The organism is Arthrobacter sp. TJ-266 (assembly GCF_058269115.1).
On the sequence record NZ_JBZCNC010000004.1, the window covers coordinates 111,962 to 131,899 of the forward strand.

General features: G+C 71.1%; 13 protein-coding genes. 3 read left to right on the forward strand and 10 right to left on the reverse strand.

The features are described 5' to 3' along the window. Positions 1–104: 104 nt before the first annotated feature. From AC4D12_RS12215 to AC4D12_RS12250, 8 genes are all read right to left on the reverse strand, one after another. The gene (locus tag AC4D12_RS12215) at positions 105–1,526 is read right to left on the reverse strand and encodes a UDP-glucose dehydrogenase family protein (RefSeq protein ID WP_490950209.1); all 1,422 of its coding nucleotides are present in this window, start codon (positions 1,524–1,526) and stop codon (positions 105–107) included. 121 nt (positions 1,527–1,647) lie between these two features. Beyond that, positions 1,648–2,727: a right-handed parallel beta-helix repeat-containing protein gene (locus AC4D12_RS12220; protein WP_490950210.1), complete on the reverse strand. Its 1,080-nt coding sequence runs from the start codon at positions 2,725–2,727 to the stop codon at positions 1,648–1,650. Then, complete coding sequence (locus AC4D12_RS12225) at positions 2,724–4,568, reverse strand: right-handed parallel beta-helix repeat-containing protein (protein ID WP_490950211.1); 1,845 nt, start codon at positions 4,566–4,568, stop codon at positions 2,724–2,726. Before AC4D12_RS12225 ends, AC4D12_RS12220 begins: the two co-directional genes overlap by 4 nt. Next, positions 4,565–5,944 (reverse strand): glycosyltransferase, encoded by a 1,380-nt coding sequence (locus AC4D12_RS12230; RefSeq protein ID WP_490950212.1) that lies wholly within the window; start codon positions 5,942–5,944, stop codon positions 4,565–4,567. Before AC4D12_RS12230 ends, AC4D12_RS12225 begins: the two co-directional genes overlap by 4 nt. A gap of 597 nt (positions 5,945–6,541) precedes the next feature. Next, the gene (locus AC4D12_RS12235; RefSeq protein ID WP_490950213.1) at positions 6,542–8,368 is read right to left on the reverse strand and encodes an ATP-binding cassette domain-containing protein; all 1,827 of its coding nucleotides are present in this window, start codon (positions 8,366–8,368) and stop codon (positions 6,542–6,544) included. A gap of 68 nt (positions 8,369–8,436) precedes the next feature. Continuing rightward, positions 8,437–9,393: a 4-(cytidine 5'-diphospho)-2-C-methyl-D-erythritol kinase gene (locus AC4D12_RS12240; RefSeq protein WP_490950214.1), complete on the reverse strand. Its 957-nt coding sequence runs from the start codon at positions 9,391–9,393 to the stop codon at positions 8,437–8,439. A gap of 46 nt (positions 9,394–9,439) precedes the next feature. After that, on the reverse strand, positions 9,440–10,366 hold the full coding sequence (gene rsmA, locus AC4D12_RS12245; protein WP_490950215.1) for a 16S rRNA (adenine(1518)-N(6)/adenine(1519)-N(6))-dimethyltransferase RsmA: 927 nt from the start codon (positions 10,364–10,366) through the stop codon (positions 9,440–9,442). Positions 10,367–10,819: 453 nt separating this feature from the next. After that, complete coding sequence (locus tag AC4D12_RS12250; protein ID WP_490950216.1) at positions 10,820–11,785, reverse strand: TatD family hydrolase; 966 nt, start codon at positions 11,783–11,785, stop codon at positions 10,820–10,822. Between the two features lie 174 nt (positions 11,786–11,959). On the opposite strand from AC4D12_RS12250, the gene AC4D12_RS12255 reads away from it, so the two are divergent. The 3 genes from AC4D12_RS12255 to AC4D12_RS12265 are packed head-to-tail and all read left to right on the forward strand — an operon-like array spanning position 11,960 to position 17,118. Continuing rightward, positions 11,960–13,000, forward strand: coding sequence for an AAA family ATPase (locus AC4D12_RS12255; RefSeq protein WP_490950217.1), 1,041 nt, complete (start codon positions 11,960–11,962; stop codon positions 12,998–13,000). A 51-nt stretch (positions 13,001–13,051) separates the two neighbouring features. Beyond that, positions 13,052–14,602: a DUF58 domain-containing protein gene (locus AC4D12_RS12260; protein WP_490950218.1), complete on the forward strand. Its 1,551-nt coding sequence runs from the start codon at positions 13,052–13,054 to the stop codon at positions 14,600–14,602. Continuing rightward, positions 14,599–17,118 carry a transglutaminase TgpA family protein gene (locus AC4D12_RS12265; RefSeq protein WP_490950219.1) on the forward strand — a complete coding sequence of 840 codons (2,520 nt, stop codon included), beginning with the start codon at positions 14,599–14,601 and terminating at the stop codon, positions 17,116–17,118. Before AC4D12_RS12260 ends, AC4D12_RS12265 begins: the two co-directional genes overlap by 4 nt. A 130-nt stretch (positions 17,119–17,248) precedes the next feature. Here AC4D12_RS12265 and AC4D12_RS12270 read toward each other — a convergent pair whose 3' ends face one another. Both AC4D12_RS12270 and rsmI read right to left on the reverse strand, forming a co-directional pair. Continuing rightward, positions 17,249–18,730 carry an NAD-dependent succinate-semialdehyde dehydrogenase gene (locus AC4D12_RS12270; protein ID WP_490950220.1) on the reverse strand — a complete coding sequence of 494 codons (1,482 nt, stop codon included), beginning with the start codon at positions 18,728–18,730 and terminating at the stop codon, positions 17,249–17,251. A gap of 208 nt (positions 18,731–18,938) precedes the next feature. After that, a complete protein-coding gene (gene rsmI / locus AC4D12_RS12275; protein WP_490950642.1) occupies positions 18,939–19,808 on the reverse strand; it encodes a 16S rRNA (cytidine(1402)-2'-O)-methyltransferase in 870 nt (289 codons plus the stop codon). Positions 19,809–19,938: the final 130 nt, after the last annotated feature.

The window sequence follows — 19,938 nt, forward strand, 5'->3', positions numbered from 1 at the left end:
GAGGAACGGGCTGGACGGGTCTCCCCGTCCAGCCCGTTCTGTTGTGTTCCGGTGGACCTTCGAACGCCACGGCCTTCGCCTGGCGCAGGTCCTCGAACGCGCCGCTACACCACGAGCGTCGGCGTCTCGTCACGGACGTCGGACGCGAGTGCCACGGTCGAGGCGTGGGCCGGGCGCCCGAGTGCGCGGTACTGCCACCCCTTGGCGACGTAGTCGTCGGCGTTGAGCGCGTGCCGGCCGTCCAGGATGCGGCGGTGCGAGACGAGCGCACCGAGCAGATCGGGGTCGGCGTTCCTGAACTCCGACCACTCGGTGAGGAGCGCCACGACGTCGGCGTGGTGCACGGCCTCCGCCATGGTCTCGACGTAGTTGAGGTCGGGGTAGAGGCGGTGGGCGTTCGCGTTGGCCTCGGGGTCGTACACCGTGACGATGGCCCCCTCGAGATAGAGGAGGCGGGCGACGTCGAGCGCCGGAGCATCGCGGATGTCGTCGGAATTGGGTTTGAACGCCGCACCGAGGGCGGCCACGCGCACGCCCGCCAGGCTCCCGCCGGCCAATTCGCGGATCAGGTCCACGGTCCGGACGCGACGCCGGTTGTTGATGGAGTCCACCTCGCCGAGGAAGCTGACGGCCTGCCCCACCCCGAGTTCCTCGGCCCGGTGCTTGAACGCGCGGATGTCCTTGGGCAGGCACCCGCCGCCGAATCCGAGACCGGGCTTCAGGAAGCGTCCGCCGATCCGGTCGTCGTGGCTCAGCGCCTTCGCGAGGTGGTTCACGTCCGCGCCTGTGGCCTCGCAGACCTCGGCCATGGCGTTGATGAAGGAGATCTTCGTGGCGAGGAACGAGTTCGCGGCCACCTTGACGAGCTCGGAGGTGGCGAGGTCCGCCACGATCACGGGTGTGTCGAGGTCGAGGATGGGCGCGAAGACCCGGCGCAGCTGCTCCTCGGCCCACGCCGAGCCGACCCCGAAGACGAGCCGGTCGGGGAAGAGGGTGTCCTGGACGGCGAAACCCTCCCGGAGGAATTCGGGATTCCACGCGAGTTCGAGCTCCGCGCCGAGTGGCGAGAGCGACTGCACGAGCTCGGTGATACGGGCCGCCGTGCCGATGGGCACGGTGGATTTGCCGACGAGCAGGGCCTTGCGGTCGATGCGCGTGGCGAGGGCCGTGAAGGCGGCGTCCACGTACGTCAGGTCCGCCGCGGCGGAGTCGGCAGCCTGCGGGGTGCCGACGCACACGAAGTGCACGTCACCGAAGGCGGCGGCCTCGTCGAAGTCGGTGGTGAACCGCAGACGCCCGGAGGCGAGGGCCTCGGTGAGCTTCTCGGGCAGCCCCGGCTCGAAGAAGGGCACGCGGCCCGTGGACAGGAGGTCGATCTTGCGCTGGTCCACGTCGACGCCGAGGACGTCGAAGCCCATGATCGCCATGCAGACCGCATGGGTTGCACCCAGGTAGCCGGTACCGATGACGGTGACGCGGGGCGGGGCGACTTGGTTCTGGTTCTGGTTCTGGTCGGCAGTGCTCATCGTGTGTCCTCATTTCGGGTAGGGAATAGCTTGGAATGTGGTGCGGGTGGTGGAAGAAGGGTGCGGGACAGCGCGGAGGGTGGTCCGGACGGGGATCTGGTGGTGGGGGTGTGAGGGCGGGTCAGCCGGAGGTGCAGGGTTCGTTGGACAGGCCCTCGCCGGCGGCGGTGGCCGTATTGCTGCAGTCGACGACGTTGTCGCGCACCGGTTTCAGCGAGTAGCCGAGCCCCGGTCCGTTGACGTCCGCCACGTTGTCGCGGAAGACGTTCTCGGTGCCCCAGCCGTCCACGATCTCGTGGGTCTGGAAGCCGTCGAGCGGCGAGTTGGCCCCGGTGTTCCCTGTGATGACCCAGCCGCGCCCCTTCACGTCCACCCAGGAATCGGCCTCGACGAGCCCGGAGCCGTCGAAGCTGTTGGCCCGGAGGATGCCGTCGGAGGTGCCTTCCTTGATGTCGACGTTCTCCGAGGTGGTGCCGGAGATGGTGTTCCCGGCGATCTCGTTGCGGTCGCTGCGGTCCGGCTCGCAGTTGCTGATGTCGCACCAGTTGCTCTCGGCCGTGCCGATGTAGATGCCCTCGCCGAACTTCGCCCTCCGCAGCCCGGTGTCGCTGATGGTGTTCCCGATGACGCGGTTGTCGGTGCTGAACGTCCGCAGGTGGATCGCCTCGTCACCGATGGTGGTGACGGTGAGACCCTGGATCACGGTGTTCGTGGTCCGGTCCACCATGACGCCCTTCTGACCGTTGCGGACGGTGAACCCCTGGAGCACCCAGTAGGACGAGTCCTCGAGATGGAACACGTAGCCGTCATCGGTGGTGCCGCCGTCGAGGATGGTCCCGGCGTCACCGCACAGCGTGATCGGCTGATCCGCCGTGCCGTCCGCGGTGGCGGTGAAATTGCCCGTGTAGGTACCTACCGCGAGTCCGATGACGTCCCCGGGCGCGGCCGCGTCGAGCGCGTTCTCGAGGTCCGTGGCGTCGTCGACCCGCACGGTCGGCTCGGGGCACTCGACGGGTGTGGCCGCGGGTGCGGGGGCCGGTGCGGGCGCGGGGTCCGCCGTCGGCGTGGGCTGCGCGTCCCGCTCCTGGCCAGCGGATCCCCTGCCGCCGGTGGTGTCGAGTCCGACCACCACGACGACGGCGGCCACGGCGAGCGCGACGACGGCGAGAACGAGTGCGAGGAGCTTGCCGCGGCGGCTCATCGTGCCTGCCTGACGTCGTCGATCCTGATGATCCCGCGGCTCAGCGCGGTGAGTGGTACCCGCTCCTCGTAGGGGTTGCGGATGGTGCGGACGCGCAGGTGGCGTTTGCGGGTCACGGCCGTGACGAGCAGGAGCATCCCGAGCACCAGCCACACGAACGTCAGCGGCTGGAACACGGAGTTCATCACGCTGTGCACGGTGGGCGCGGGGTGCCACTCCAGGAGTTCGTTCTCCTCGACGAGTGCACCCGTCGAGGTCTCGTCCCAGATGGCCACGGTGCCGTACCCGCCGACGTCGTTGCCCGTGACCTCGGTCTCCGGCACGTTCCCGAGCAGCGACACCCCATGGCCGGAGATGGAGTGCATGCTGTTCCCCGTGACGTTCGCGGTGGCGTCGCGGACGTAGATCCCGGTGTGACTGCCGGAGATGGTGTTCCGCCTGATGTCCGCCTGCGCCCCGGGTTCGCGCACCGCGACCCCCTGGAGGCGCTGGTCGCTGATCTCGTTGTCGATGATGCCCACCTTCTCCGCGCCGTAGTTGACCACGACACCCACCTCGTTCCGCGAGAGCGTGTTGCCCGTGATGCGGAGGTTCTCCCCGCCGCTGACCTCGACGCCGTACCGGCCGTTGTCGGCCATCGTGCTGCCCACCACGCGGTTGGAGCCGTAGGTGACGACGGCCGTTCCCACCGCGTTCGGTCCGTCGGCGAGCGGCTGCCCGTCGAGGGAGATGCCGTTGCGGCCGTTGCCGCTGGCCGTCACGTCGTCGAGTTCCACGCGCGTGCTCGATCGCCCCACGGTGATGCCGTCCACCGCGTTGTCGGAGGACGTCGTCGTCGTGATCGTCGCATTCGTCACCGAGCGGTGAAGCACCAGTCCGTCCACGAGGCTCCCGCTGATCGTGGTGTCGCGGATGGCGATGTCGCGGGCGTTCGTGACGAACAGGCCGAACGCGTTGTCCTTCACCGTCAGGCCGTCGATGCCCGCGGTGACCACGCTGTAGTCGAGGTCGGTCTGGTCGGCGAGTGATGTGAGGTCCTCCTCGGGCAGCAGCCGGGCGCCGGCGGGGGCCACCGCGCCCGCCGAGGCGTCCGCCGCGTCCCGGAACGTCCCGGCGGTGTCGGTCCCCGTGAGGGCGAGGCCGCCGGTGTTGCCGCTCCAGAATCCCAGGGAGGAGACGGTGGTGTGCGCGAAGGAGGCGTGCCCGCCGATCACGCGGACGTAGGCCCTGCCGTCGGAGGTGTCCGTATCGGCGCCCGAACCGTCCCAGCTGGTGATCTCGAGGTCCGAGGTGGGCGTCCCGGCGGTCGAGAGCGATCCGCCAAGTGCCACGATGGACACGAAGGCGTCCTCGTTGCTCTGCATCCGCAGCGTGGTGCCCTCCTCCCCCGCCAGGGACAGGGTGGCGCCTGGCAGCACCACGATGTTCTCGGTCAGCATGAACGTCGAGGATGCGAGGGGCTTGAACGTGTCCGGCGCGAGGCCCAGCAGGTCCGCCGTCGTGTAGGGGTCGGTCCTGGCCGGCAGCACGAGCGTGGTCGTGGCGCCGGTCCGCAGGCGGTACGGACCCTCGAGTCCGTCCACCCGCCACCGTGCCGCGGAGGCGATGGTCCGGACGTAGACGAGACGCTCCTCCTCGCTCTGCACGATGCGCGCCTCGCTGCGGGGGTCACCGGGGTAGAGCTCGCCCTGGACGTTGCCGTTGGCGGCGATCTCGTTCCGCCCGAAGGCATCCACCTCGGAATCCCGCCAGAGGTTGCCGACGGTCACGAAGGCCGCACCCGCGAGCACGATGAGGAGGACGGCGACGAGACCGAGGAGGAGCGGCTTGCGACCGGTCATGCGACGGCCTCCCGGGCGTCCTGTGCGGAGCCCTCGAGCACGTGGTCGGCGGTTTCGGAGGTCGTCTCGAGACTGACGGCGTCCTGACCGTCCCCGCCGATCTGGTTCGCATGCCGCGTGAGCCAGCCCTGCTTGTTCATGGTGGTGAACGCGTACAGCTTGATCGGCAGGGCGACCAGGATCACGGCGAAGGCGAGGACGGGGAGGATGAGGATGTCCTTCGGGTGGCGGCGGAGGTGTGAGATCCCGCGGATGCCGCGGCCCAGCAGCAGCCAGCTGAGCGCTGCAGCGACGCCGAGCACAGTGAAGTCCAGCCGGTTGAAGAGCAGGTAGAACATGGTCAGGCCCATGGTCACCGGCGTCAGCAGGATCTGCAGCACCGTCACCTTGGTGATGAACGGCACGCGCCACAGCCACCCGGTGCCGATCGCCGTCAGATAGCAGCGGTAGGAGTTGCGGCTCCAGCGGACCCGCTGCTTCACGAAGGCCCGGAAGCTGGCGGGGAACATCGACAGCGCACGTGCCGTGGACTGGTGGACGGTCTTGTAGCCGGAGGCGAGCACGAGCCAGGTCAGCCGCCCGTCGTCCCCCGAGATGCAGCGCTTACCCAGGAAGTACTCGTTCTCCAGGTGCTCGAGGACGGGGAGGACGGCGGCCCGCCGGTACACCGCGGTACGGCCGGAAACACACGGGACGGCGCCGGCCGCGCCCATGGCGGGGACGTAGTCGAGGTACCGCAGGTTCACGAGCCAGTCGGCCACGCGGCGCCACACGCTGGTGTCGCGCTTGTAGACGCTCTGGTGGGTACCGACGGCGCCCACGAGCGGGTCGGCGAAGGGCATCTGCACGTTCTGCAGCAGGTCCGGCTGCCACCAGGTGTCGGAATCGGTGAGGACCAGGATCTCGTACCGGGCGAGGCGGATCCCGGCCCCGAGGGCGGACCGCTTGCCCACGTGGTGGAACAGGACGGGGCGGATGGTCGGGTCCTGCAGCGCTTCGATGCGCCCATAGGCGTCGAGGTCCTCGACGTCGAGGACGATGATGATCTCGTCCGGGCGCTGCGCCCGCCAGGACTCGAGCGCGCTCATCAGGATGTCGGGGTCCTCGTGGAAGGAGGGCACCACCACGGACGTGCTGGCCCGGTGGTTGGTCACGATCGGCTTCGCCCGGTGGGAGAGGATGAAGCGGTAGAGCCACAGGGCCCAGACGATCGCGCCGGCGACAGCGACCGGGAAGTAGGGCGTCACCTCGGCCCAGAAGGCGCTGATGTCGGTGCGGTCGAACCCGGCGAACCGGGCGATGACGTGGTCCTTCAGGAGCTGGAACGCCACGTCGAGGGCGGTTGCGGGTTCGGTGATGAGCGCGTTCGGGTGCATCGGGGTCCTTGAACGAGGGGACGGCTGTCGGGGCGCACGACGGCGGGCGACGGAACCGACGTGTCCAGCAGGAGTACCTGCGAACCGGACGTCGGCCCGTGGGCCTGAGAGATGATCAGGCCCCTTCGCACCGACAGTAGAAGGCGTCGCGAGGGGAGCCACTACGTGAAAAAACCGCTGATCTACTCGGGCCTACTTGCCTGCTGCCGCGCGACAACGCGCTCCGCGGGCCCTTCCCGGACCGACGACGGCCGAGGCGCACCGTTGGCGGGGAGGGCTGCCGCGGCGGACCGAGCGGCCCCTCGGGAGGGGCGTCCTGCGGACGTCACCCCCGTCTGACCTGCGGCTTTCTTCCACCGGCCCGCATGTCGATCGTCTCCCGGACGACGGCGGTGGCCCATCAGCGAGCCCGCTCGCTCGCGCGACGCGGTGACCCAGGCCCCTACCCGTAGCCCCCCGCGCGCGGCGCGACGACCTCCCGAAGAGTTAACGCAGTGCGCGCCGCACGGAAACCTGATAGACACACCGCGGAGCAGCGGCGCACCGGTCTTCGACCCTGTCCAGTCCCCGATCGAACGTCCGGTCGCCCGGCGAGCGTTACTCGCCCAGGATCTCGGCCGCTTCCATCCACTGGCCCTCGAGGTCGTCGATCTCCGCCTGGAGATCCTTCAGACGCGCGTCGAGGTCCTTGATGTGCCCGAAGTCGGCGTGGGGCTTCGCACCGGCGTCGTCCATCTGCTTCTGGAGCTTGCCCTTCTGGGCATCCACCTTCGAGATCTGCCGCTCGATCCGCTGGAGGTCCTTCCGCGCCTGGCGGAGATCAGCCTCCGAGGAGGTCGGCGAGCCCGTCGATCCGCCACTGATCGCGGGCGATGCCGCGTTGCCCGTCGCGGTCATGGGGCCCGCGGCGCGGCGGAGGTCCAAGTACTGGTCCACCCCTCCCGGCAGGTCCCGCAGGCGGCCGTCACCGAGCAGGGCCATCTGCGTGTCCGTGACCCTCTCCAGCAGGTAGCGGTCGTGCGAGACGACCACGAGCGTGCCGGGCCAGCCGTCGAGGACGTCCTCGATGGCGGAGAGCGTGTCCGTGTCGAGGTCGTTGGTGGGCTCGTCGAGCATCAGGACGTTCGGCTCGCCCACGAGCAGACGCAGCAGCTGGAGCCTCCGGCGCTCGCCGCCCGAGAGTTCGCTCACGCGGGTCCACTGCTTCTCGTTGGTGAAGCCGAGCTGCTCCACGAGCTGGCTCGCGGAGACCTCCTTGCCGCCGACCGCGAAGACGCGCTTCTCCGACTCGATGACCTCGATGACGCGCATGTCCCCGACGTCGTCCAGCTCGCGGACCTCCTGCGAGAGCACGGCCGTCTGCACGGTCTTGCCCTTCTTGACCTTGCCCGACGTCGGCGTCAGCTCACCGTTGAGCAGACGCAGCAGGGTGGTCTTGCCCGACCCGTTGACACCGACGAGCCCGAGGCGCTGCCCCGGTGCCAGACGCAGGGTGATCTTGTCGAACAGCTGCCGGTCCCGGCCCTCGCCGTCCGTGATCGCGAGGCTGACGTCCTCGAGGTCCAGCACGTCCTTGCCCAGGCGCGACATTGCCATCTTGCTGAGCGCCAGCGAGTCGCGGGGCTCCGGGACGTCCGCGATCAGCTCGTTCGCGGCCTCGATGCGGAACTTCGGCTTGGCCGTCCGGGCGGGTGCTCCACGGCGGAGCCACGCGAGCTCCTTCTTCACGAGTTGCGCCCGCTTCGACTCCATCACCGCGGCAGAGCGGTCACGCTCGGCGCGGGCGAGGACGTAGGCCGCGTACCCGCCGTCGAAGTCGTCGACGACGGCGTCGTGGACCTCCCACGTGTGGTTGCAGATCTCGTCGAGGAACCAGCGGTCGTGGGTGACCACGAGCATGCCGCCCTCGGTGGGCCGCCAGCGCTGCTGCAGGTGACGCGCGAGCCACGCGACCCCCTCGACGTCGAGGTGGTTGGTGGGCTCGTCGAGCATGATGACGTCGTCGTCCCCGATGAGGAGCTTCGCGAGCGCCACCCGGCGCTTCTGCCCACCGGAGAGCGAGGACACCCGTGCGTGCCAGTCCACCTCGGAGACGAGGCCTCCCATGACGTCGCGGATCTTGGGGTTGGACGCCCACTCGTGGTCCGCCTGGTCTCCGACGATGGCGCGGCCCACCTCGAGGTCGCCGTCGAGGACGTCCGACTGGTCGAGGTAGCCGACCGAGACGTCGCGCCGCTTCGTGACCCGGCCGGCGTCGGGCGCCGAGCGCTGGGCGAGCAGGCGCATGAGCGTGGACTTGCCGTCGCCGTTGCGGCCCACCACCCCGATGCGGTCGCCGGCCTCCAGCCCGAGGGACACGGAGTCGAGGATGGTACGGGTGACGTAGGCGACGCTGAGGCTTTCGGCGCCGAGGAGGTGTGCCAAGGAAGAGCTGCTTTCGGTTGGAGCGGTGTGTGCGGTGACCTGCGGCCCCCGCCGTCGTCCCCGCCCGGTCAGCCGGCGAGGTCGGTGGCGATGCGGGCGCCGTGCGCCGGGCCGTGGACGGAGGTCGCCTGGAGGCCCTCTCCGGTGAGCAGGGTCTCCAGTTCGGCGGCGTGACCGGAACTCTGGGTCAGGAAGGCGACGGTGGGACCGGAACCGGACACGATCCCGGCCAGCGCGCCTGCCGCCTTCCCCGTCTCAAGGGTATCGCCCAGCGCGGGCGCGAGTTCCAGGGCCGCCTGCTGGAGATCGTTGTGGAGCAGCGGCGCGAGTCCCAGGGCGTCGCCCGCGCGCATGGCGCCGAGGATGGCGGGGTCGATGTCCGGCTGGGGGTCCGGCTCGACGCCGTCGCGGAGCCGGATCTCGTCGAGCGTGCGGTACACCTCGGGTGTGGAGAGGCCGTAGTCGGAGGTCACGAGGACCCAGTGCAGCGGTGTCTTGGAGATGGCCGGCGAGAGCTGCTCGCCCACGCCGAGCCCCACGGCGGTGCCGCCCACGAGCGCGAAGGGCACATCCGCGCCGAGGTCGACGGCGATCTTCGCGAGTTCGTCGCGGGAGAACCCGCTCCCCCAGAGGGCGTCGCACGCGAGCAGGGCCGCCGCGGCGTCGGCCGAGCCGCCACCCATGCCGCCGGCGATCGGGACGCGCTTGGTGATGTCGAGGTGCACACCGGTGCGGCCGGGGCTCACCTCGCCGAGGAGCTCCGCCGCGCGCACCGCTAGATTGGTGGCGTCCAGCGGGATGGATCGAGCGGGCAGGTTCAGCGTGCCCTGGCCGTTGACGGTGACCGTGATGGCATCCCCTGCCATCTGCGTCGCGGTGACGTCCTCGTAGAGGGACACGGCGAGGAACACGCTCGCGATCCCGTGGTACCCGTCCTCACGCGGAGGGCCGACCCTGAGCGAGACGTTGATCTTCCCGGGCGCCCGGACACGCACGGAGCGGGCACGCGAGAAGTCCGTGCGCATGTCGACTGTCCTGCCGGAGACCATACCCACCAACCTAGCCCACGGGTCAGATGTCGTCCGCGGTGTGTCCGCCCGCGTCCGGGCTCTCCGGTGCACCGCTCTGCAACGCCGCCCGAACCGCCGTGCGGGCCTCGGCAATGCGCGCGAAGGCGACGACGTCGAGCACCTCCCCGCGCGCGGTCGGGTCCACGCCCGCGGCGCGCAGAGCCTGCTCGGCGAGCACGGGACTCCCCGCCCAGCCGGCGAGCGCGGCCCGGAGGGTCTTCCGGCGCTGGGCGAACGCGGCGTCGACGACGGCGAACACCTCCTCGCGCGAGGCGGTGGTGTGCGGCGGTTCCCGGCGGGTGAAGCGCACCAGTCCGGAGGCGATCTTCGGGGCCGGCCAGAACACGTTCATGCCGATCACCCCGGCCTTCGCCATGCCGGAGTACCAGGCCGCCTTGACGGAGGGGACGCCGTAGGTCTTCGAGCCGGGCGGGGCCGCGAGGCGGTCCGCCACCTCGTCCTGCACCATCACGAGGCCGTGGCGCAGGGAGGGGAAGCGCTCGAGCAGGTTGAGCACCACGGGGACCGCCACGTTGTAGGGGAGGTTCGCCACGAGTGCCGTGGGCGCGTGCGGCAACTCGGTCACGCGGAGAGCGTCCTCGAGAACGACGTCGAGCGCGTCCGCCTGCTCCGGACGCCACCTGGCCACCGTGTCCGGGAGCTTCGCGGCGAGCACGGGATCGATCTCCACGGCGACCACGCGCCGGGCGACGTCGAGGAGCCCGAGTGTGAGGGAGCCGAGGCCGGGGCCCACCTCGAGGACGGTCTCGTCCGGACCGAGGTGCGCGGCGGCGACGATCCGGCGGATGGTGTTGCCGTCGATCACGAAGTTCTGGCCGAGGGTCTTGGTGGGCCGGAGGTCGGCCTCCGCCGCCAGGCGCCGGATGTCCGCTGCGCCGAGGAGGGGGGCTGGAGGGGGCGAAGTCACCGTGTCATCGTAGCCGCGCGGGCAGCTCGGGTCGGCTCGGGCTGGTGTGGGAGGAGGCCGTGGATCCGGCGACGCCTGGTGGGGACCCTGGTCTCAGGAGGGTCCCCGGCGCCGCCGGCCCACAGTACGGCAGGACCCCGGCTGGACGGGGCTGCCAGGGCACCGCGTTCCTCCGGTCTCACGGGAAGGACGGTGCCGAGTGGGGTTCCGGCCGGGCCACGAGGGCGGGCCGGAGAACACCCATGCCCACCACGCTACGAAGCCCGTCGCTGGTCGGCACGAGTGCTGTCCACGTGCCTTCCCCTCTCCGGTACTCGGTCACTGCTGAGCACTACCCGGTACCACCCGGCCCTGAGCGGTGCTCAGGCCTCCTCAGCAGTGGTCCTCGGTACTGCGCAGGGCCACGGACCTCCGCCGCGACCGCGCGTCGGGGCCCCGATCACCCCCGGTACCTCAGGCCCAGGTGCCGTAGACCGCCTCGGTGTTGGCCGTCAGCCGGGCGCAGAGCCGGTCGAGGTCCTCCTCGAGGACCCTCGCCATGGCCCGGACGGTATGGGGGACGACGTAGGACGCGTTGGGCCGGCCGCGGTACGGCTCCGGCGTCAGGAACGGTGCGTCGGTCTCCGTGAGGACCAGCGCGGGGTCCGCCACGAGAAGAGCCTCGCGCAGCCCGCCGGCGTTCTTGAACGTCACCGTTCCCGCGAAGGACATGTACCAGCCGTGCTCGTTGCACGTGCGCGCCAGGTCGGCGTCGCCGGAGAAGCAGTGCAGCACCACGCGGTCCGGCGCGCCGGCGTCGAGCAGGGTGGCCACCACGTCCGCGTGGGCGTCACGGTCGTGGATCTGGAGCGCCTTCCCCAGCCGTTTCGCGATCTCGATGTGGCTGCGGAACGAGAAGAGCTGCCCGCCGCGGCCGTCCTCACCGGTCCGGAAGTAGTCCAGTCCGGTCTCGCCGAGTGCGCGGATGCGCGGCCCGGTGGCGAGCTGCTCGATCTCCGCGAGCGCCGCGTCGAGGGTGCCGGCCTCCGCGAGCAGGGGTGCGTCGTTGGGGTGCAGCGCCACTGCGCCCAGTAGCCGGGAATCCTGCTGCACCACCTCCGCGGTGAACCGCGAGGAGGCGAGATCGGTGCCCACCTGGACGGCGCCACGGACACCGGCGGCCTCCGCCGCGTCCAGCGCCTCGGAGACGGTCACGGACACGGGACCCTCGCGGAAGTCGATGTGCGTGTGGTTGTCGATCACCGGCACCGGAAGCGGCTCGGGCAGCGGCGGGTAGGCGCCCTTCCGCCGTCGTCGTGCCGCCGCACCGGCGCCGTCCGAGGGCGCTCCCTCGCCCGGCACCTCCTCGGGCTCCCGGTAGGGCTCCGGGATCTGCCCCGGGGCGTAGGGGTGGCCCGTGGTCGCTGCGCTGTCACACATGCCGCAAGCCTAGTCAGGAGGCGGAACTTATCTCCCCGGGAGCAAGTTGTCCTAGTAATCTGTTGAATCTCTCAGCCCGGCCTTCCTGCTCTCGGGAACCGGCCGCGGCCGTTCCCTGCGTGTCGGGTGCCCGGTGGGCGCGCGTCACGGCAGCCGCACGCGTGGAAGGTACCCATGGACGTCCAGCACAATGTCGCCGACGATGCTGCCGGTCTGGGAGCAGCCGAAGGCTCCCGCGCCGCCCGACCACGGACGGACCGGCCCCGCGCCGACCTCCACGAGATCAGCACCCGCATCCTCGACGCCATCACCACCGTGATCGACGGCAAACCCGAGGCGGCTCGCCTCGCGCTGACGGTGCTGCTGGCCCAGGGCCACCTCCTCCTCGAGGACGTACCGGGCGTCGGCAAGACGATGCTCGCGAAGACCCTCGCGAGGACCATCGACTGCAGCGTCAACCGCATCCAGTTCACGCCGGACCTGCTGCCCTCCGACGTCACGGGCGTCTCGATCTTCAACCAGGACTCGCGCCGTTTCGAGTTCCGTCCCGGCCCGGTGTTCGCGAACATCGTGATCGGTGACGAGATCAACCGGGCGTCGGCCAAGACGCAGTCCTCGCTGCTGGAGTGCATGGAGGAGCACCAGGTCACGGTGGACGGTCACACCCACACGCTCGGCGAACCGTTCATGGTGGTGGCCACGCAGAACCCGATCGAGATGGAGGGCACTTACCCCCTCCCCGAGGCCCAGCGTGACCGTTTCATGGCGCGCATCTCGATGGGCTACCCCGACGCCCAGGCGGAGTTCGACATGCTCGAGACCCACCAGTCGACGTCGCCCCTGGCGGCGGTCCGCCCGGTGGCCGACGTGGCCGACATCGCCGCCATGATGCGCCAGGTACGCGGCGTGTACGTCTCCCCCGCCGTGAAGGAGTACACGGTGGGCCTCGGCCGTGCCACCCGCGAGCACCCGCGACTGCGCCTCGGCGCCAGCCCGCGGTCGCTCCTGCAGCTGCTCCGCGCCGCGAAGGCCGGTGCCGCCCTCGAGGGCCGCGACTTCGTGCTGCCGGACGACATCGCCGCCATGGCGCACCCCGTGCTCGCGCACCGCCTGCTGCTGGACCGCAAGGCCACGAGCGCCGGGGACACGGCGTCGTCCATCATCGCGGACGTCCTGTCACGCGTCCCCGTGGCGCGCGAGAGCCAGCGGCGCTGAGCCGCGCCCCGCGCGCGCCCCACTCCCCCTCCTAGACCCGGCGGTTCACCGATGGCCCTTCTCGACAGGCTCCCCTCGCGCTTCCTGACGGTGCGCGGCTGGGGCTTCGTCCTCACCGCCGTGGTCGCCCTCCTGACCGCGCAGGTCCTGGGGCGGCGCGACCTCCTGTACGTGGGCATCCTGCTGCTGGCCCTCCCCCTCGCGTCCGTCCTGGTCCTCAAGGTGCTCAAACCGCGTTTTACCGTCAGCAGGAGCTTCCAGCCGCAATCCATGGAGATCGGCTCCACCACCACGGTCACCCTCTCCCTCACCGCGTCGGTGGCCGGAGGCGCGAGCATCGCCATGGAGGAGCAGCTCCCCGCGCGGTTCGGCCAGGCGCCACGCTTCACCTATCCCTCGCGCAACCCCACACGGGAGGGCGTGTCCCTCTACGAGTACCGGCTGCGTTCCGCCTCCCGCGGCGTGTACGACGTCGGGCCCGTCACCGCGGAGTTCACCGATCCCTTCGGGCTCGGCAAGTCACGGCACGTGCTCGGCGAGACCGACGCCCTCGTGGTCACGCCTGCACCACTGGAACTGCTCGCCTCGCCGCTCTCGGGCGCCCGTGGAAGCGACGGCATGGCCGCCACGAGGCGCCAGGCCAACCCGAGCGACGACGACGTCATGACGCGCGAGTACCGCCACGGCGATTCCATGCGGCGCGTGCACTGGGCCGCGACGGCACGCCACTCGGAGCTCATGGTGCGCCAGGAGGAATCCGTCACCACGCCCCAGGCCGCCCTGCTGATGGACCAGCGGCACCAGAGCTACGGCTCCGGCTTCAGCGCGGCTTTCGGGGGAGACGCCGGCGGGCTCGCCACGTCGCCGACGTTCGAGTGGGCCGTCACGGCCGTCATGTCCATCAGCGCGCACCTCCTCGAACGCAACTACGCACTCCGCCTCCTCGACCACCAGGGCGCCCCGGGACTCCTGCGCTCGCCGTCGGCACCGTTCCCGGCGGACGAGGAGCACCACGGCCAGGGTTCCGTGGCCGGGATCGCGGAAGGCCTGGCCGCGCTCGAGCTCGCACCGGACACCGGCCGCCGGGCCGCCGGCGAGGAGCAGGGCGGCAGTACCGCGGTCCGTGCCGGCGAACTGGCACGTCAGGCGGCGCGCCGCATCGGCCGCAGGTCCGACGCCGAGGCCCAGCCGGGCATGGCGCACGCAGCGTTCGGCGACCATCTGCTGGACAAGCTGGCCACCACACGCCATCGCGGCCCGTTGATCGCCGTGCTCGGTGTCATCACGGTCGAGGAGGCGCGTGCCCTCGCGTCGGCGGCGGAGTACGGCTCGCCGTCGTACGCCCTGATCGTCGCCGAACGCCCGGCCGAGTGCCACCGGCAGCTCGAGCTCCTCCGCGCCGGGGGCTGGCATGCGACGGCCGCCTCCCCCGCGGCCCACCTGCCCACCGTGTGGGCAGGCCTGGAGCACGCCGTCGGACCGGAGACCCACGGCACCGCCGAGCGCAGGAGAACCACCGCACCCGCTCCGGCGTCGCCCACGTCCTCGGACCCGTCCGTCAGCACCCGTTACCGCACCACCCCAGCCGGAGGCCAGGCATGACCGCGACCCTCTCCCGCCCTGCGCCGCCCGCGCCCGTGCCCCCCGCCGCCCAGCGGCGAGTGCCCCCGGCCGATCCCTGGCACTGGGCCGTGACCGGCGCCGTCCTCCTCGCGATCCTCGCGGCGGCGACGAGTCTCAACGGTGTGGTGGAGCCCGGTACGTGGTTCGTCCCCGTCCTCCGGACTGTCGCGCCGGTGCTGCTGGCCATGGCACTCACCCGCACCCTCGGGCTCGGTGGCGTCCTCACGGGCCTCGTGGGCGTCCTCGCGCTGATCGGCGCACTCACCGCGCAGTTCTTCCCGTTGCAGAGCATCCTCGGGGTGGTACCCGGCCCGGGCACGTCCGTCGAGCTGCAGGGCCTGCTCGCCCAGGCCGAGGAGACGGTCGTCTCGCAGGTGGCGCCCGTGCTGCCGAGCGCCGGCATCTTCCTCATCATCTGCGCGGCGCTGGGGCTCATCAGCATCGTGGTGGACCTGCTCGCCACCACCATGCGCATGCCCGCGGCCTCCGGCGTCGGACTGCTCGGGGTGATGGTCGCCCCCGCGATCGTCAAGCCGAACGGCGTGGGGATGGTGGCGTTCGTCGCGACCGTCCTCGCGTTCCTCCTGGTCCTCGCGCTCGCTCAGTGGCGGGAGAACCGCCGCGCGTCCGGCGGTGCACGGGCGTCCTCCGGCTTCGCAGCCCGGGGCGCGGTCATCGGAGCGGGCGCCCTCGCGGTGACCGTGCTCCTGCCCCTGCTGGTCCCCGGTTTCACCTCGGGGGCATTCCCGCAGGGGTCCCGGCTCAACGTCTGGGGCAACGCCACCGGGCTCAACCCGGCCGTCACCCTCGGCAACGACCTCCGGAACCCCACGGGCTTCGGGCGCATCACCTACTCCACCACGTCGGACACCCCGCTGTATCTGCGGGCCGTCACGCTCGAGGACTTCACCGGCCGGCGGTGGGAGCCGGACCAGCGGCTCGACGACCGCGTGGACGACATCGACGATCTCGGCACCGAACCCGGCGCCCCGGAGACGGAGCCACCCGGCCAGGACGTCATCACACGGATCACCACGCAGAGCTACGCGAGCCCGTGGCTGCTCTCGCCCTACGCACCGCAGAGCATCGCGAACCTCGCCGGGAACTGGGCGTGGGATCCGAACAACCTGTCCATCCTCGCCACCGACGGCGGGTCCACGGCGCGCCAGGAGTACGTGGTGGAGAGCAGGTCCGCCGAGCTCACGCGCGAGGGCCTCGGATCGATCGGCCCCTCGGACGCCGAGGAGGTGCCGGCGGTGTTCAAGGAGTTGCCCGACGACACACCGGAGATCCTCCGCACCACCACGCAGGAGGTCGCGGGTGAGTTCGTGAACCCCTACGACAAGGCACTGGCCATCCAGAGCTACCTCAGGGGCCCGGAGTTCACCTACTCCGTGGAGGCCCCCGTGGAGGGCGGCTACGACGGCAGCGGCATGGACGTCATGGCCCGCTTCCTCGAGGCGAAGCAGGGCTACTGCGTGCACTACGCCGGCACCATGGCCGTCATGGCACGCGAGGCCGGCATCCCGAGCCGGATCGCCGTCGGCTATACCCCCGGCAGCCCCACGGGCGACGTCGACGAGGGCCCCGACGGAACGGAGCTGCGCGAGTTCGTGGTGGATTCGCGCAACGCGCACGCGTGGCCCGAACTCTGGTTCGAGGGCGTGGGCTGGGTCCAGTTCGAACCCACACCGTCACGCGGCGTCGTACCGACGTACGCCCAGCAGGCGTTCTCGCCCGTGGGTCCGCGCGCCGACGACACCGACGCTCTCAACCCGAACGCGGCACCGAATGCAGGTGTACCCACCGGTGCCGCCACCGTCCCCTCGGACGAGGCGCAGGACGGCGGCAGCACCGGCCCGCAGGACGAGCCGCGGCCCCTCCAGGGCGTGCTCGGCGTGGCAGGTCTCGCGCTACTGGCGCTGCTGCCCATGATCCTGCGGTCCGCGCGGACACGGTCCCGGCGGAATGTGGTCGTCGCGGCGGACGTATCGGGCGGGATCCCTGGCACTCATGGCTCCCAGGGGAACCGCGGCGCGGCGACGGCGGCCTGGGCCGAGACCACCGAGCTCGCGGGCGACTACGGGTACCCACTCGAACCGACGGACACACCGCGGACCTTCGCCGGACGGCTCGCGCGGACCGCGCAGCTCGCGTCCGCACCCGCCGGCTCGCTGTCCCGCCTGCGCTCCGCCTACGAGTACGAGGAGTACGCGGACCACGATGCGGCAGCGGGTGCGCTGGCGGACCACCCGGCGGCGGCCTCGGCATCTTCAACGGTTCCGGTACCGGTGACCGTGACGGACGGCAGCCGGAGCGGGGCCGCGACCGTCACGGCGGCCCCGACCCGCACGGCTGTCGAAGCCCCGCGCTGGGAGGACGTCGACGCCGTCACCCGGGCGCTGCGCAGCCGGAGCAGTCTCGGGACGCGCCTGAGGGCGAGGCTGTTCCCGCAGTCGCTCTTCAACCGCTTCAGGGGTCGCTCGCCGCGCTGACCGTCACGCGGACCGTTCGCGCTGGACCGTGCGCGCTCGCCCGCGTCCGCTCGCCGGGCCGGCTCGACCGTGTGTGCTGGACTGTGCGTGCTGGACCGTGCGTGCTGGACCGTGCGTGCTGGACCGTGCGCTAGGACGCGTAGGGGTCCGCGATACCCACGTACTGGGTGACGAGGTACTCCTCGATGCCCTCGGCGCCGCCCTCGCGCCCGAGGCCCGACTGCTTCACGCCGCCGAACGGCGCGGCGGCGTTCGACACCACGCCGGCGTTGAGCCCGAGCATGCCGGTGTCGAGCCGCTCGCTGATGCGCAGGCCCCGGTTCAGGTCGCGGGTGAAGACGTAGGCCACGAGCCCGTACTCGGTGTCGTTGGCGAGCTCCACGGCCTCGTCCTCGGTGGCGAACGTGATGATGGGCGCCACCGGGCCGAAGATCTCCTCCCGCATGATCCGCGAGGACCGCCGGACGTCCTTGAGCACCGTCGCTTCGTAGAAATAGCCGTCGCCCGGCACGGGGGAACCACCCGTCACGGTCTGCGCGCCGTCGCCGACCGCCGCGGTCACGAGCTCGTGCACCTTGTCACGGCTCCTGCCGTCGATGAGCGGACCGAGCGTGGAGCGCTCCTCGGTACCGCGCGCCGTCGTCATCGCGCCCATGCGCTCCGCGAGCGCCGCGGCGAAGCGGTCTGCCACGGACTCGTGGACGATGAACCGGTTGGCGGCCGTGCAGGCCTCGCCCATGTTGCGGAGCTTCGCGAGCATGGCCCCGTTCACGGCGGCGTCGAGATCGGCGTCCTCGAACACGAGGAACGGCGCGTTGCCGCCCAGCTCCATCGACGTCCGGAGCACGTTCTTCGAGGCCGCCGCGAGGAGATTGCGGCCCACGGGCGTGGAGCCCGTGAAGGAGAGTTTGCGGAGCCGGGAGTCCTCGATGAGCGGGCCGGTGACGTCCCCCGCGGTGGTGGTGTTGACGATGTTGAGAACGCCCGCGGGCAACCCCGCCTCCTCGAGCACGGTGGCGAAGAGCGACGACGTCAGGGGCGTCAGGTTGGCGGGCTTGAGCACCATGGTGCAACCCGCGGCGATCGCGGGGGCGATCTTCCGGGTGGCCATCGCGAGAGGGAAGTTCCACGGAGTGATGAGCAGGCAGGGCCCCACCGGCTTCTTCTGCACCAGGAGGCGTGACTTCCCGTCCGGGGACATCGAGTAGCGGCCGGACATGCGCACCGACTCCTCGGAGAACCAGCGCAGGAACTCGGCCCCGTAGGTGACCTCCCCACGGGCCTCCGCGAGCGGTTTGCCCATCTCGAGCGTCATCAGGAGCGCGAACTCGTCAGCACGGGCGGTCACGAGGTCGAAGGCCCGGCGGAGAATCTCCCCGCGGTCACGCGGCGCGGTGCGCGCCCACGCGGCCTGCGCGGCAACAGCGGCATCGAGCGCGGCCATGCCGTCCTCGGGCGTCGCGTCGGCCAACGTGAGGAGGGTACGGCCCGTCGCCGGGTCCTCGACGTCGAAGGTGGCCCCCGAGGAGGAGTCCCGCCACGTCCCGCCGATGAACAGGCCCGTAGGCACTTTCCCCAGTACTGCCGTTTCCTGGTCGGCGGTGACAGCCATCCTGAACTCCTTCGCGTGAGATGCCGGGCGGGCTCCCCGAGCGGTCCCGCTCACGCTAGTGCGCACGTCGAAAAGGTGTCCAGTGGACGCTGCACCGCGGAGCGCCGTTGCCCTTGGGCACCTGCACAGCGCTTCCTGGTTCCCGTACGTCGGCCTCATGCGCCACGCGCGACGGCGCAGACGGCCCTGACGGTCCGGGACGGGAGTGTCAGCGGGCGGCGATGACCGCGGCGTAGAGCTCGCGCTTGCTGACCCGGCTGTGCGCAGCCACGGCGGCCACCGCGTCCTTCAGACGCATCCCGCCCTCCATCAGACCGGTCACCTCCGAGACGTGGTCCTCCGGCGAGGTCGGCAGGGAGTCGGGAGCCCCGGCGACGACGACGGCGATCTCGCCCCGGATGTCCACGGCCTGCGCCCACTGCAGGAGCTCGAGAAGGGAGCCGCGGACCACCTGCTCGTGCACCTTGGTCAGTTCCCGTGCCACGGCGGCACCGCGGTCGGAGCCGAAAGCCTGCTGGAGGGAGCGCAGCATCGCCTCGAGGCGGTGTGGCGCCTCGAAGAACACCATGGTGCGGCGCTCGGCGGAGAGATCCACGAGCCGCCCGGCCCGGACGCCCGCCTTCCGCGGTAGGAATCCCTCGAAGCAGAACCTGTCGGTCGGCAGGCCCGAGAGCGCCAGCGCCGCGAGCACGGCGGAGGCCCCCGGCACGGCGGTGAGGTCCAGCCCCTCGGCAACGGCGGCCTCCACCAGGCGGTACCCGGGATCGGAGACGGACGGCATGCCGGCGTCGGTCACCATCAGCAGGGTGGCGCCGGCCCTGACGAGTTCGAGGAGTTCGCCGATGCGCTCGGCCTCGTTGTGTTCGTGGTAGCTGATGACCCTGCCCGTCACGGTCACGCCGAGGGCCTGGACGAGCCGGTGCAGGCGCCGGGTGTCCTCGGCCGCGACGACGTCCGCCGTGTGCAGCAGACCGATGAGCCGTTCGGTGGCGTCGCCCATGTTGCCGATCGGTGTGGCCGCGAGGATGATCCGCCCGCGCCCGCTGCCGTCCCCGGCCGTCCCCCGGTACGCGGTGATGGTCGGCACGGCCTCCGCGCCGTCATCAGCGAACTCGCCGGTGCCGGGGTCAGCGGTGTCGTCCTTGCCGTCGTCCGCGGCGTCGTCTGTGGGTTCGTCTGATTCGTCGACGACGGTGCCGTCGGTCGGG